We start from the raw sequence: 14785 nt of genomic DNA, 5'->3' as shown, positions 1-14785 counted from the left end.
CTCATTCCCCTTGTTTTTTTCGATAAAGGCGCATGACGACATTGTTGGAACGAAGCCTTCTCATCACACGCGCCAAATGCGTTCTGTCACGCACACTGATAGAAAAAGTAACAGCATTGTGGCGCCCATCGCGAGGATCCACATTAATATTTCCAATATTGGACTCCGCTTCGGCTATCGCGGTTGCCAAGGCGGCGAGAACACCTCGCTGGTTGGCCACTTCAACGGTAATATCCACCCAGAACTCACCCTCAACCTGCTCATCCCAACGTAAGGCAATGAACTGCTCAGGACTGCGGACATGATGAATCAGTGGGCAATCGCTGGCATGTACGATGATTCCCCGTCCCTGCTGAAAGCGCCCGACGATGCTATCACCTGGAATGGGCTGACAGCATTCGGCAAAATGAACCACCATTCCCTCGGTTCCCTTAATGGCCAGAGGGCGGCTTTTACCATTTTTATCGAGCTCGGCAGGCTCCGGGCGAACCACCAGACGTTTTGCAATGACCATCGGCATTTGATTGCCAATACCAATAGCATAAAGTAATTCTTCAGCGGATTTATAATTTAAATCATGGAGTATTGCCTGCAGGGATTCGGGAGGTACTTTGGCATAATCGGAAGACAATTCCGCAAGTGCCTGCTCCAATAAGCGTTTCCCCATCACAATCGACTCATTATGCTGCTGGCTTTTAAGGAAGTGACGAATATTGCTTCTCGCTTTCCCGGTAACCACAAAATTAAGCCATGCTGGATTGGGGTGAGCCCCTGGAGCTGTGATAATTTCTACTGTCTGCCCATTCGTCAAAGGAATGCTTAAAGGCACCAGACGGCGGTTGACCTTGGCAGCCACACAGCTATTACCGACACCAGAATGTACTGTATAAGCGAAATCAACCGGAGTGGCTCCTTTGGGAAGCTCCATGATATGGCCTTTGGGGGTAAATACATAAACTTCATCCGGGAACAAATCAATTTTAACGTTTTCAATAAACTCAAGAGAGCTCCCGGTGCTTCGCTGCATTTCCAATAACCGCTGTACCCATTCGCGGGCACGAAGCTGTGCCTCGTTCACTTCCAGACCAGCGGATTTATAAATCCAGTGCGCCGCCACCCCGTTTTCTGCTACTTTATCCATATCCCGCGTACGGATTTGTACCTCCAGAGGAACACCAAATGGGCCGAACAAAGTGGTATGCAAGGACTGATAGCCGTTCGCTTTGGGAATACCAATATAATCCTTGAATCGTTGCGGAACAGGTTTGTAAGTGCGGTGCAAAGCCCCCATCACACGATAGCAGGCGTCGATATCTTCGGTGATTACACGGAAAGCGAACACATCAGTGATTTCAGTAAAAGAGGCTTTTTTCTGGCGCATCTTTCGATAAATACTGTATAAATGTTTTTGGCGGCCGAATACATGCTCGTAAGGAATATTTAACTGTCTGAGGGCTTCTTCCAGGTCATGTTCTATTTTTTGTGTGAGTTCACGGCGATTGCCCCTTGACTTCTCAACGGCTGATTTGATTGCGCGAAATCGCATGGGATAGAGCGCCTGAAAACCTAAATCTTCCAGGCCCACATAAATAGCATGCATCCCCAGCCGATTAGCAATAGGCGCATAAATTTCAAGGGTTTCAATTGCAATGCGTCGACGCTTGGACGAAGGCATCGCCCCGAGAGTCTTCATATTGTGATAGCGATCAGCCAACTTGACAATGATGACGCGAATATCCTTCACCATTGCCAGAACCATCTTTCTAAAATTTTCAGCCTGGGCTTCCGCGCGGGACTCAAACTTGATTTTAGTCAGTTTGGTGACACCATCTACAAGGGCAGTGACTTCCTCACCAAACAACTGGCTTAGCTCTTCCTTGCTGATGGAGGTATCCTCGACCACATCATGCAACAGGGTTGCCATGATAGTTTGATAGTCGAGACGCATCCGGGCAAGTATCAGCGCAGCGGCTACTGGATGGGTAATATAAGGTTCACCCGATCGGCGCATCTGCCCATGATGCGCTTTTTCCGCAACCAGATAGGCCTGATGGCACTTTTCAACCTGCTGTTGCTCAAGATAATGTTGAAGCTCTTCGTGTAACTCCTTAAAGTAGCTCACAGAGCACTCCCTTCGCTTAAAGCTGAAAAATTGTATTGCAACTGATACTGCCGATTTGAATTAATCTTTATCCAGAATATCTGGTTTTACTAATCCAGCCGCAATTTCTCTTAAAGCCACAACCGTCGGTTTATCGTTTTCCCACTCCACTAAAGGCTGCTCGCCGCGAACAGCAATTTCACGCGCTCTTTTGGTTGCAACCATCACTAATTCAAAGCGATTCGCAACATGCTCCAAACAATCTTCAACTGTGACACGTGCCATTAGAACCCCCACAATACAAGTATTAAGTTATAGCATCAGACGAAATAGTGAGCCTGAATCCATTTCACAAAGGCCCGCAGTCATGATCTTAAGCTTATAACCAAAATAATCTATTTTACTTCGATGCCAATAAGAAGGAAAGTAATTTTGCAATCTTTACTGATTGCCGCTGTATGTTTAAGCGATTGGCAAGCACAATAGACCTCAGTTCTTCGGCCGCGACCTCGAAACTGTCATTGACAATCAGATAATCAAATTCAGAATAATGGCTCAATTCTTCCTGTGCCTGTAACATTCGGCTCCCAATCACCGCTTCATTATCCTGCTTACGGTTTTGAAGCCTTTGTTTGAGAGTTTCCAGCGAGGGCGGGATGATGAATATGCTGACAGACCCAGGAAACAGTCTTCTGATTTGCTGCGCCCCCTGCCAGTCGATATCCAGTACCACATCGATGCCAGAAGCCAGTCGGTCTTTAATCTGAATCACTGAAGTACCATAATAATGGTTGAAAACTCTTGCGTATTCAATGAAAGCAGAGTCATCAATCATGCGCAGAAATTCGCTTTCCGAAACAAAAAAATAATCGACGCCATTTTTCTCGGCCGGACGCATGGAACGGGTAGTATGCGAAACAGATACCTCAATATCAGGCATGCTGTTAACAAGCTCTTTCACGAGACTGGTTTTTCCCCCGCCTGAAGGGGCCGCTACAATAAATAAATTTCCTGTGCCATCATTCGCCATTTATCTTTACTCTATATTTTGAATTTGTTCTCGCATTTGCTCGATTAATACTTTCATTTCTACCGCAGACTGCGTCATTTCAATGGAATCAGATTTTGAGCTCAGTGTGTTTGCCTCGCGATTTAATTCCTGCATTAAAAAATCGAGCCGTCGTCCCGCGGGCTCTTTTGCATTGAGACTGTTATTCACTTCATGGATATGTACCGACAATCGTTCCAGTTCCTCGGTTACATCCATTTTACTTAAAAGAATCGCCAGTTCCTGTTCAATTCGACTGCTATCCACTTCCAGATTCAGACTCTGCAATCGAGTCAGCAGTTTATCGCGGGCAAGCAAGCTGTTCTTCTCAGCAAACTCGCGGGCTTTCCCAGTCTCGGTTTTTAGCCGTGAAAGTTTATCCAGTACATGTTGATGTAGTGCCGCTCCTTCCGCAGATCTCATTAACTGCAGTCGTTTTAACGTATGATTGAACAGGTCTAAAATCGAAGCCGAATATTGCTCAAGAACAGGTTGCTCTATGTTTACAACTCCAGGCCATGCCAGCACCTTTGACAAACTCATATCATTGGCCAGATGGTTATCACTGGATAGTTTTTCAGCCGTACTCACTAAAGCATTCAATAATGGCTCATTAACTGCAATCATTTTTTCAACACCGGAATTATCCTGATGTTTTAACTGACACTCGAGTTTACCGCGGCTAATCTGCCCTCTAAGCATTGTTCGCAGGTCATTTTCAAGAAAACGCCAGGCTTCTGGCAAGCGAAAGGAAACGTCCATATATCGATGATTTACCGAACGAATTTCCCAGCAAAAAATCATGCCGTCTACTTGAATCTGCTCGCGTGCAAAAGCGGTCATACTATTAGTCATAATCGAGTTTACTACTAATTCTTTCTGAGGATGGCCGACTATAAACTAAATTTGTACAAATGCAAGTCTGCGTGCATCATTAAGAAGAAAGGGGTATACTTTGCAATTTTATCGAGGAGCAAGCCATGCGCCCCAGCAATCGTGAACCCAATCAACTTCGATCTATTCAGTTGCACCGCAACTATACGCAGCATGCTGAAGGATCTGTACTGGTAGAATTTGGCCAGACTCGAGTTATTTGTAATGCTTCAGTTATAGACGGTGTTCCACGGTTTCTCAAGGGAAAAAATCAAGGCTGGATTACTGCAGAATACGGAATGTTGCCCCGAGCCACTCACAGCCGCTCTGACCGGGAAGCCAGTAAAGGCAGACAAGGCGGCCGAACCCTTGAAATTCAGCGTTTGATTGGCCGCTCGCTTCGCGCCTGTTTCGATCTTAAAGTGCTGGGTGAAAATACCATTACCATCGACTGTGATGTGCTTCAGGCTGACGGAGGCACAAGAACAGCCGCCATTACAGGAGCTTGTCTTGCATTAAGAGACGCGCTGAACTGGATGGTTAGCCGGGAGAAAATTAGAAAAATGCCGGCGTTCAACTATGTCGCAGCAGTGTCTGTAGGCATTTACCGCGGGCAATCCGTGCTGGATCTGGACTATGCAGAAGACGTGCTGGCTGAAACGGATATGAATGTCGTTATGAATGAGGCCGGTGACTTTATTGAAATACAGGGCACCGCAGAGGAAAACAGTTTCAACCGCGCTCAATTAAACGGCATGCTGGATTTGGCTGAAACCGGAATAAAAGAATTAATTAGTCTGCAGAAGTCAGCATAGTTCAGAGAGCTCCTATGTTCTGTGATTATTCGCAGAATCCAGGAATCTTGGCAAGGATTCCTTGGGATCCCGCGAACAAATCCGTAGGTATCTACCATCTCTTGCGCCCTGTGGCTTGTCCTCAGGGTCCAGTGTTTCTTTATGAGTTTTCTGAGTCCCCCGAACACGTCGTGGGTCGTAGGGTCACTGCCATTAAGTTAAGCTCAGTAGTATATTAAACTGTCCTCCCCGCGAAGGCGGGGATCCACCTCTGAGCTAGCTATAATGCCAATTGAGGAATGGGTTCCCGCCTTCGCGGGAATGACAAATTTCCTTAACTTAATGGCAGTGGTAGGGGGGTATGGTCGGGACGTAGGTTAAGATTGTATAAATTTTCAAACTTTGCTACCCTGCCCTTTTTGTTTTCGTTGATCAAAAAATGGATATTCTGGAAGTTAAAGCGTTAAAAATTGCCACTCGCATTGGAGTTCATCACTGGGAACAGCAAATTAAGCAAAATCTGTTTATTGATATCAGCATTCCCGGCGACTTTAGTCAATGTAATGACGATATTAATAAAACGATTGATTATGACGCGCTCTGCCGAAGCGTTACTGAATATGTTGAATCCAATTCATTTCAATTAATTGAAACGGTTGCAGACCGTGTGGCTGCTTTAATTAAAAAAGAATTTAAGCTCCAACAGGTAGTCGTTAGCGTAAGCAAACCACATTCTGTAGCCCACGCCAACGATATAAGAGTGACAGTCAAACGCTGAAAAATAACCTGCATGTACTTCAAGTATCCGGCCCCATTTCAAGTTTGGGAAAGAGGCCGGTCATATCTCAGATTCTTTTCGATATTCTTTCTTCTTCAGGAGGATCCCTCCTTATCCCCTCCTTCGCTTCCACAACCATTTTTGCAGTTTCCAAAGGCGGCACTTTCAAGGTGATATTTCCCTTCTTGTCTATCCAGTTTAAATGCGTGATGCTGGCTCGCGTTCTATAGCCTTTTTCATACAGTGCGTGGCGAAAAATCTCTTCGAGACTGGCATTTTTATAATCAATATTGGAACGGTACAAGCTGCCAAAAAAGCTGTTTTTATCTTTAGCCAGACGTGTGCCGTATTCCTGGATGAACTGACGCCGTAATTCACTGATAGTGGAGCTGGCTTCTTTTCGCTGGCTTTCGCCCAAAAAATCAGGCGCAATGAAATTGTATTTAAATTGATATTTCAGATAGAAATGATGGGCAAGAAGAGCATGCATATCGGCTGAAGGATGAATAGTATCCCAGAAAATGTAACCTTTTGCCGGAGAGCTGCCGTTTTCATTGTAAAAATCCTCGGAGCCATAATACGGTGTACTCACCTTCTCCGGATCAAATCCCCATTTCAGAGGATGCTGAATTATATCTGTAAACAGTGAATTGATATCAAAGCATTCAATTGAACAATTGGGATAGCGAATCTTTAATTCATTACAGGCTATCCGTAACCGTTCATTAAAATAAAGCGAGCAGGATTGAGCATTATCTCTCTCATATTCACTTTTTTGCTGATACATGGGAGTAAATGACAAATCCGGCAGATTAAATAAAATAAAATTGGAGTAGCCTTTTTTTATCAGTTCCTCGACATTTTCAACTCTGGCTTTTAATGCTTTTTTGGCTTCGCCTATGGTTGGGCGCTCATTCACCGTGATTAAATCATTGGCTCCAGACCATTCAATAACCAGGGTTGATTTTTTCTGTGTATCCGATACCTGATGAGTTTCGTCATATTTAATCATTTTCTCCCGCATTTCTTCCAGCGTAGAGACCACCATTCGATTAAAGAAACGGCTTAAACTTGAGCTTGGAACCCAGCTATAATCATGAGCGCTTAATCCTCCTTCGCTGTAATTTCTAACGAAATCAACTCCTTTATAGCGGACTACCAGATCATCATCCAAATCATAACTATCCTGAACATGTGCTCGAACCTTACTATCATGGGCAATCACTGCGTCGCTGATGTCTGTCGCATCCATTTTATACTCTTTACCCACCTCTTTGATGATGAAATCTTCAGCAATGCCGGCGCTCAGATGATCACTCCAGGCATAGCCATTGGTGAAGCGTCCATCTGGTGATTTTTTGTCCAAACCAGTTATCCAGCTCATAGGAATGCAACCCCATAAATATTTATTCGCAATAGTGCCACGGTCGGTCAGGCTGTCCCCCATTAATACAAAGTATGAAATCTTTTCCGGGCTCATGTTTTCTTCCTTGTTGTTATTTTAATCCTTTAATACAGAATGCGTTCCGAGGCTCGCAGCGGATGCCCAAATGATAATCAGAATGACATTTAAGATTCATATCGACATATTTTGGATTAGCCTTAGGATTGAATGAATTAAAGAGAGTGTTCATTAAACTGTGTCATTACTCACAGACACGCTGTCATTTGAGAATAGGATTAATTGACAATCCATGTGATTATTTTTAGAACATTTTGCATTTACAGATTATAATTGACTATAGGTTTGTATCGAATTTCCCGTGCAATGGATTGCAGAAAATAACAGGACGACAATGCGACGATTACCCTTCAAAAAATCAGCTCTGGTGTCGATTGGAATAGAACTTGAGTTTCAATTAGTCAATCCGAGAAGCTGGGGTCACAAATTTTGCTCAAAAGACATCATCCGGGATGTGCACGGAAGTAATTTTGAAACGCGTATTGTTCCGGAAATTACTCAGAGCATGATTGAAATTAACTCCTCAGTGCATCAATCGGCTCAGACCATGCTTGACGAGTTTTCGGAACTGCAGCAATATCTTTTACAGGAAGCCGAACGAGTCGGTGCCTATATTTGTGGCGGTGGCTCTCACCCCTATGAACGCTGGTCAAAGCAAAAAATTTTTCCAGCGAAACGTTACAAAAATCTGGCCAGAAAATACCGTTACCTTTCAAAAAGAGCTACTATTTTTGGTCAGCATATTCATATCGGCTGCACCAGCCCCGAGGATGCTTTGTATCTGACACATGCCTTGGGTCGATATGTTCCGCAACTCATCGCAATAGCGGCATCGTCTCCATTTTACCAGGGTGTTGACACCGGCTATTGCTCCTCCCGCTCCAGTATCTTTAGCGCCTTTCCCTTAAGCGGTGTAATTCCTTACTTAATTAACTGGAATGAACTGTCTGAGTATTATTATAAATTTCGAAGACTGGGAATAATCGGCAGCATGAAAGATTTTTACTGGGATATTCGCCCCAAACCTGAGTTCGGCACGGTGGAAGTCAGAGTATGCGATACGCCATTAAGCCTTGGTAAAGCCATTCAAATTGCGGCTTATTTACAAAGTCTGTCACTGTATCTTCTCGAAGAACGTCCCACTCAAGTCAGTCATGATCTTTATTTTTTATACAGTTATAACCGCTTCCAGGCAAGCCGTTATGGTTTTGAGGGCGACATCATTGACTCCGATAATGGTCAGCATTATCTGCTTCAGGATGATATTCTCAATACGCTAAAAAAAATAAGACCGCAAATTGAGTTTTTGAATAATCAATATTTTATGAATCTCCTCCAAAATGATATTCTTAACAAAATCAATGATGCTTTTTTGCTGAGAAAGGTTTTCAAAGAAAGTGGTTCTCTGAATCAGGTGGTTAAACTCCAGTGTGAAACCTGGAATCAGAAACTTGATAAATATTGCAACGAGGATCTTGATTCTCAAGAATGAACTAGCATAATGTCCATTTGGCATTTTAAATTACAGTTACCAGGGAGTGGTTATGAGTTCCAAAATTACTGCACGCGGCCAGGAAATATTAAAAGACCCCTTATTAAATAAAGGCACCGCTTTTACTGAAGCTGAAAAAGACTTGTTTGAGCTGCATGGACTTCTTCCCTGCAATACTGAGAGTATTCTCGAACAATTGAGACGCAGCCGCGATGCCTACGATGCAAAAGATACTCCACTGGAAAAACATATCTACTTAAGAGCGCTGCAGGATCGCAATGAAGTCCTTTTTTATCGTTTTGTCCTGGACAACTTACTGGAAGTTTTGCCCATAATTTATACCCCTGTAGTAGGTGAGGCCTGTCAGCAGTTTCATCGCATTTACCGTCAACCCCGCGGTTTGTTCATCAGCTATCCTGAGCGGGATAGAATGGAGAAGATTCTTTCGACTGTTGCGAAAAATCGACGGATTGATGTGATCGTTGTCACTGACGGCGAACGAATTCTGGGATTGGGTGATCAGGGCGCTGGCGGCCTTGGCATTCCAATAGGTAAATTATCGCTTTACTCCGTTTGCGGAGGTATCCATCCAGCGCATACATTACCTATTGTATTGGATGTAGGTACCAATAATCAGGAAAAGTTTAATGACCCTGAATATTTGGGATGGCGTCATTCTCGTATTACTGGCGAAGAGTATGATCAGTTTATTGACCAGTTCGTGCAATCGGTCAAAAAATGCTTCCCCAATGTACTACTGCAATTTGAAGATTTTGCGCAACAGCATGCCTATCCGATTCTTGAAAAGTACCGTGATCAGCTCTGTACCTTCAACGATGATATTCAGGGAACAGCCGCAGTTGCAGTAGCAGCTATCATTGCTGCAACGCGTGTTTCGGGTGTCCCATTAAAAGACCATCGTATCGCCCTGCTCGGTGCCGGTTCAGCTGGCTGCGGCATCAGCGAGCAATTGGTTCAGGCAATGATTAATCAGGGACTTAGCGAATCCGAAGCACGATCTCGTTTTTATCTGGTCGACAGAATGGGTTTACTGCAGGAAGGTCTGGAGAATATTCTGCCCTTCCAACAAGGCTTTGTTCAATCCAAAAACAGATTAAAAACCTGGACGGTCCAAAACAAACAGCAGATAAATCTTCTTGAAGTAATTAACAATGCCAAACCGACTATCCTGCTCGGCGTTTCAGGACAGCCGCAGCAATTCAGCGAGCCAATGATACGCAGCATGGCGAGCTACTGCGATCGCCCTATTGTATTCCCACTCTCCAATCCCACTTCACGGGCTGAAGCGACTCCACAGCAAATTCTGGAATGGAGTGCGGGTAAGGCCCTGGTTGCTACAGGAAGTCCATTTGATCCGGTTTTAATTGGTTCTCATCCCATTGAAATTTCCCAGTGCAATAACTCCTATATTTTCCCAGGCGTTGGCCTGGGCGTTGTCGCCGGAAAGGCGCGTCGCGTCACCGATAAAATGATGATGGCCGCTGCAATGGCATTAAGCGATCTGTCTCCGGCCATGATTAAGGGGGAAGGCGCTCTTCTGCCCGATCTCCGAGTCATTCGCGATGTAAGCCGGCACATTGCCAAGGCAGTGATTTTACAGGCTATTAAGGAAAACCACGCGGATAAAATCAGTGATGCGGAAATTGAAACAGCGATAAAAGAAACCATGTGGTACCCTGAGTATGAGGTATTTACGAAGTAATTTCATCTCGAATACAAGCCTTAGGGTTTGTATTCCCCACCGTTTTTTTAAGAGGATTTAACTATGCGGCGCCAGTGGTATATTGGATTCGGGCTCATCCTGCTAAGCTTTACTTTTTTCCTGATCATGATGCACGATACCATCTGGTGCATTGTCTTTCTGGTACCCATCATTATCGTGGGAATCTACGATCTGATACAAACCAAACACTCCGTTCTTAGAAACTTTCCGGTATTAGGCCATTTCCGGTTCATTATGGAATTTTTAAGGCCTGAAATTCAGCAATATTTTATTGCGGATGATCAGGAAGAGCTTCCCTATAATCGTGAAATCAGAAGCATGGTGTATGAACGCGCAAAAAATGTTCGTGATACGATTCCCTTCGGCACCAGCCGTAACATTACTCAGGTCGGTTATACCTGGGTTTTACACTCGCTCTCTCCCAAACATGTGTCAGAAGTTGAACCCCGAATTGTGGTCGGCGGGCCTGACTGCAGCAAACCTTACAGTGCCTCACGCCTGAATATCTCGGCAATGAGTTACGGTTCCTTATCGCCTAATGCCATCATGGCGCTTAATAAAGGAGCAAAACTGGGGAATTTTGCTCATAACACCGGTGAGGGTGGTTTAAGTCCCTATCATTTGCAAGGCGGCGACATTATATTCCAGATTGGAACTGCCTATTTTGGCTGCCGGGATGACAATGGCAATTTCGATGAAAAGGAGTTTGTCGCAGAGTCGACTCGCGAAGAAGTCAAAATGATTGAAATCAAACTCTCGCAAGGCGCTAAACCCTCGCATGGCGGGATTTTGCCAGCAGCTAAAGTGACTCCGGAAATAGCGAAGGTGCGAAAAATTAAAATTGGAGGCGATATTCTTTCTCCGCCAGCCCACACAGCCTTTGATTCCCCGCGTACATTATTGGAGTTTGTAAAACATTTACGACAATTATCCGGAGGCAAACCTGTAGGTTTTAAACTCTGTATAGGCAAACGTCATGAGTTTCTGGGTATATGCAAGGCAATGCTTTTAACCGGCATTACTCCTGATTTCATTACAGTTGATGGCGCTGAAGGCGGTACGGGAGCGGCTCCAGTTGAATATACCAATCGAGTGGGGGAACCTTTGGAGGCAGCTTTGGTTTTTGTCCATAATGCTCTGGTAGGCGTTAATTTACGAGATAAAATCAGAATTATATCCAGTGGAAAAGTAGCCAGCGGCTTTGATCTGGTCGCCAATATTGCGATGGGAGCCGACATGTGTAACGCGGCACGCGCCATGATGTTCGCGGTGGGCTGCATTCAGTCAAAACAATGCAATGCCAATACCTGCCCTACCGGAGTCGCCACGCAAAATTTACGATTGCAACGGGGTTTGGTTGTTGATGAGAAACAATACCGTGTATTGAATTTTCATAATAATACCGTCAGGAGTTTTCTTGAGATGGTAGGTGCTATGGGATTATGTAATCCCAGTGACTTATCGCCAGAATATCTGATGAGACGGGTCAGTGCCGACTGTGTTAAACCCTTTAACGAAATCTATGATTATTTAACACCCGGACAATTGCTTGGCGAAGAAATCCCTGAATGCTTCAAAAAACACTGGCTAAAAGCAGATCCTGAGCGCTTTTAGCCAAATACTATAGGGGAGAACGTCAAATGAAAAATGCTGGCGCGTTCTCAAACCATTGCGCAACGATTACTTATTAATCCACACCTAAAAAACGGGCCCTTTCATCCTCATCAGTATTTGCCAGACCAGCATCTGCAGCCCGATACACATTTTCAAGCACATCTTTATAAAACTTTGTAGTTGAAGGTTGGCGGCCCTGCCGAGGATTATCCAGTGCTTCCTGAGCGATATCCTTTATATGCTCATACAGGTCGTATAAATCATTTTCCGTTTTGTTTTGTTTGGCTTCATAAGTATCAATGGCTCTTGCCATTTCAGCGACTCGGTGAGGTACTCTCAATGTTCTACCGTCGACATTTATATCAACCCCGCCTCGAATGAACAAGAAACCTGGTATGCTCCAGGGTTTGCTGCGAATTAACTGCTTGATGTTCTGAACCGCATTATTGTGCAATTCCTGCTTTTCGTCCAGGGCTTGTGTTCGCTCTTCAAAATAAGCTTCTACGCCAGGAGCTTCTGCATCAGGAAGGCGCGTGCTGAAATACTCATTCAATGCAGTTTTGTTAGTAATTACCTTTTGTAAATCAACAGAAATTGCCATTAACTCCTGAGGATCAGCGATATCGTCAGTAATCAAGGGACTAAATATTTTGATGGCCAAATTACTATATAGATTTTGTTGATGCTCTACGCCTTTCCTTGCAGCAACACTTCTAATAATGTTCAGTATTTCTACCGTTTTTTGATCAAACACATGTGCTTGGGGATAGACATGTTTATTGTTGCTATTTTGATAAGCCGTTTTAAATGTATTATCTACATCCAGCTTTTTGATCAGCCTAAATAATACACCGGCGAAGAAATCTCCGCTGGCAGCTCTAATAAATTCATGACCTTTGGCCTCAAAACAAAGATCTGTCATACGAGTAAGGAACTGGGAGAGATTGTCTGGCGAGAGCTGCTCAGCAATTTCACTGGCGAATGCCTCTCTTTCGAGTTTCGGCATTGCGCATAATTCCTCATAGAATCCTTTATCCAGATAAGGATCATTTAAAAATTCAATTTTATTTGACGACTTCTTAAAGCGACTTAGCTGAGACATGATTGACCTTATTTTTACCTAGATGCCTAATATTATAACTTAAGTAACATTTTAAAAACAGCCCCGTCTATAATAAAGCAATTTATTTGTAAATCCCTACGTAATCCCGGGCACAGCAAGGGATCTCCCTGCAGTTGCAGACAATAAAATGTTGCAAAATCATTACAACGCTTTTGGCAAAGATTTCGAGAGTGTTCATTAAACTATGTCATTACTCACAGGCACGCCGTCATCTCGAACACAGTGAGAGATCTCCGAATGCTGGCACAAACCAGGATTGGGGAGCTCCCTCGCTGGGCTCGGGATGACGTGGGAAGTTAATTTATTTTCTACTAGAATAAATAGTAAGCAATTTACTCAATGAATTTACATGCCCCGATCATCCAAAGGCTTCATCGCAATTGATATAGACGGAACTACTTTAGTAGAAAAAATTGACAAGAATCCTCTCTATGGTCTTCGCAATAAGCAGAGTCATATGAGACAGGTATTATTGGAATATGTTCGCAGAGCTCAGAAAGAAGGCTATGATATTCTGATATTGACTGCCAGACCTGGCTTTGTGGATAGAGGATTGCAGGCTTTAAGTAGCTATTTAGGAACAAAACCCACCAATGAAATTGTCAATATTCTTGAAGCCTATGATGTACATAATGTTGAAATAGTACGTGCGCCGGCAGGCCTTAAAGGCCATAAAATGGCTGAAATTCTTCAATTATATCATCAGGAGGGACATAATGACGCCATTGGCCTGCTGTTTGATGATCAATTGAAGCAGGTGAATGATGTAATCGCCCAGAATAATAGTAAACTAGTCGCTATTGATATAAACAGCGCCGCTGATCTTGACAAGTTCTGGATTGAAACGAAAATCCCTGTCACGGGTCGAAACCCTTTTCATCCTGAAAATCTGATAAAAAATATTAAAGAAACTCACCCTGAAATTAGCTTACTGTATAAGAACATTGAGCAGATCAGGTTTCCCCAAGAAGCTGAGTTAATCAGGAAAATTGTCGATGATTTATCAATACGTATATATGAAGCTAAGCATAGAGCCTATCATCCTGAAATCAACTGGGTTAATAATGCGATCACGGGGATTCATACAATTATTAATAAGTTGAGCAAAGATAACCCCCATATTCGACAAGCTGAACTTGATGCAATTAGCCAGATAATATTTGGTACGGATGATCTATCAAAAGTTGTGCCCAACTCCCAAATAGAAGTATTACTGCAGGATCTCATGATCGATTTAAAAGATTTCGCCCTGCGTGATGAACTACTCAAAACCCTGGAAAATTATAAATCCCAGTTCCAATCCAGTGCGCTTGTTAAAGAACAGCCCGGTAATCTTATTGAAATCAATCGGATTAATCAGCTAATTGACAAGTTAGAAACCATTCCGCATGCAAGTGAGGCTTTAGCCGCTTTTGCAAATTCTCTTCAAAAAAATGAACACGAATATTGCACCTCCACATGGTGGCAACCCATAGGCAATCTGTTAAGCCAGTCGCCTACTGTCAACTCCCTGGCAACAATAAGCAAATCGCATCAGTTCAGACAGAGGATAAGCGAGATGAAAGATGATTGTATACCCAATGAAGGTTCAGGCTTAAAACTTTGACCTGCCATAAATTGCCAATGTGAATTTCTCTTAATCATAATGAAACCTTTGGCGACAAAAATTTTCAAAAATATGAAGAACATAGCTTGATCAAATGCGCCACTCTAATATAATTAAATTGACCTTTTGAAACTGTAAGCAAGCTTTAAC

General features: G+C 43.5%; 12 protein-coding genes. 6 read left to right on the top strand and 6 right to left on the bottom strand.

Annotated features, from left to right (window positions below):
• Position 1 precedes the first annotated feature (1 nt).
• The 4 genes from spoT to B1207_RS12500 form a co-directional block, all read right to left on the bottom strand.
• Positions 2–2122, bottom strand: coding sequence for a bifunctional GTP diphosphokinase/guanosine-3',5'-bis pyrophosphate 3'-pyrophosphohydrolase (gene spoT, locus B1207_RS12515; protein WP_112220294.1), 2121 nt, complete (start codon positions 2120–2122; stop codon positions 2–4).
• A 60-nt stretch (positions 2123–2182) separates the two neighbouring features.
• Positions 2183–2386 carry a DNA-directed RNA polymerase subunit omega gene (gene rpoZ, locus B1207_RS12510; RefSeq protein WP_058507616.1) on the bottom strand — a complete coding sequence of 68 codons (204 nt, stop codon included), beginning with the start codon at positions 2384–2386 and terminating at the stop codon, positions 2183–2185.
• 115 nt (positions 2387–2501) lie between these two features.
• A complete protein-coding gene (gene gmk, locus B1207_RS12505; RefSeq protein ID WP_112220293.1) occupies positions 2502–3131 on the bottom strand; it encodes a guanylate kinase in 630 nt (209 codons plus the stop codon).
• A 6-nt stretch (positions 3132–3137) separates the two neighbouring features.
• Positions 3138–4004 carry a YicC/YloC family endoribonuclease gene (locus B1207_RS12500; RefSeq protein WP_112220292.1) on the bottom strand — a complete coding sequence of 289 codons (867 nt, stop codon included), beginning with the start codon at positions 4002–4004 and terminating at the stop codon, positions 3138–3140.
• 125 nt (positions 4005–4129) lie between these two features.
• Between B1207_RS12500 and rph the strand changes: the two genes are divergently transcribed.
• Positions 4130–4837, top strand: a complete 708-nt coding sequence (gene rph / locus B1207_RS12495) for a ribonuclease PH (protein WP_112220291.1) — start codon at positions 4130–4132, stop codon at positions 4835–4837.
• Positions 4838–5255: 418 nt separating this feature from the next.
• A complete protein-coding gene (gene folB, locus B1207_RS12490; protein WP_112220290.1) occupies positions 5256–5594 on the top strand; it encodes a dihydroneopterin aldolase in 339 nt (112 codons plus the stop codon).
• A 67-nt stretch (positions 5595–5661) separates the two neighbouring features.
• Here folB and B1207_RS12485 read toward each other — a convergent pair whose 3' ends face one another.
• Positions 5662–7074 (bottom strand): SGNH/GDSL hydrolase family protein, encoded by a 1413-nt coding sequence (locus B1207_RS12485; RefSeq protein ID WP_112220289.1) that lies wholly within the window; start codon positions 7072–7074, stop codon positions 5662–5664.
• Between the two features lie 316 nt (positions 7075–7390).
• Here B1207_RS12485 and B1207_RS12480 point away from each other — a divergent pair, with 316 nt between their 5' ends.
• The 3 genes from B1207_RS12480 to B1207_RS12470 all read left to right on the top strand — a co-directional run bounded on the left by B1207_RS12480 (position 7391) and on the right by B1207_RS12470 (position 11906).
• Entirely contained in the window at positions 7391–8548 is a 1158-nt protein-coding gene (locus B1207_RS12480) for a YbdK family carboxylate-amine ligase (protein ID WP_112220288.1), read from the top strand.
• Between the two features lie 52 nt (positions 8549–8600).
• Positions 8601–10271 (top strand): NAD-dependent malic enzyme, encoded by a 1671-nt coding sequence (locus B1207_RS12475; protein WP_112220287.1) that lies wholly within the window; start codon positions 8601–8603, stop codon positions 10269–10271.
• A gap of 63 nt (positions 10272–10334) precedes the next feature.
• Positions 10335–11906 (top strand): FMN-binding glutamate synthase family protein, encoded by a 1572-nt coding sequence (locus B1207_RS12470; RefSeq protein ID WP_112220286.1) that lies wholly within the window; start codon positions 10335–10337, stop codon positions 11904–11906.
• A 73-nt stretch (positions 11907–11979) separates the two neighbouring features.
• Here B1207_RS12470 and B1207_RS12465 read toward each other — a convergent pair whose 3' ends face one another.
• Positions 11980–13008, bottom strand: a complete 1029-nt coding sequence (locus tag B1207_RS12465; RefSeq protein WP_112220285.1) for a hypothetical protein — start codon at positions 13006–13008, stop codon at positions 11980–11982.
• 370 nt (positions 13009–13378) lie between these two features.
• On the opposite strand from B1207_RS12465, the gene B1207_RS12460 reads away from it, so the two are divergent.
• Complete coding sequence (locus B1207_RS12460) at positions 13379–14635, top strand: hypothetical protein (RefSeq protein WP_112220284.1); 1257 nt, start codon at positions 13379–13381, stop codon at positions 14633–14635.
• Positions 14636–14785 lie beyond the last annotated feature (150 nt).

Source organism: Legionella quinlivanii, from assembly GCF_003265995.1.
Lineage (GTDB): Bacteria > Pseudomonadota > Gammaproteobacteria > Legionellales > Legionellaceae > Legionella_C > Legionella_C quinlivanii_A.
The sequence above is the reverse complement of the archived record's forward strand: the minus strand, read 5'-3'. Positions and strand labels throughout refer to the sequence as shown.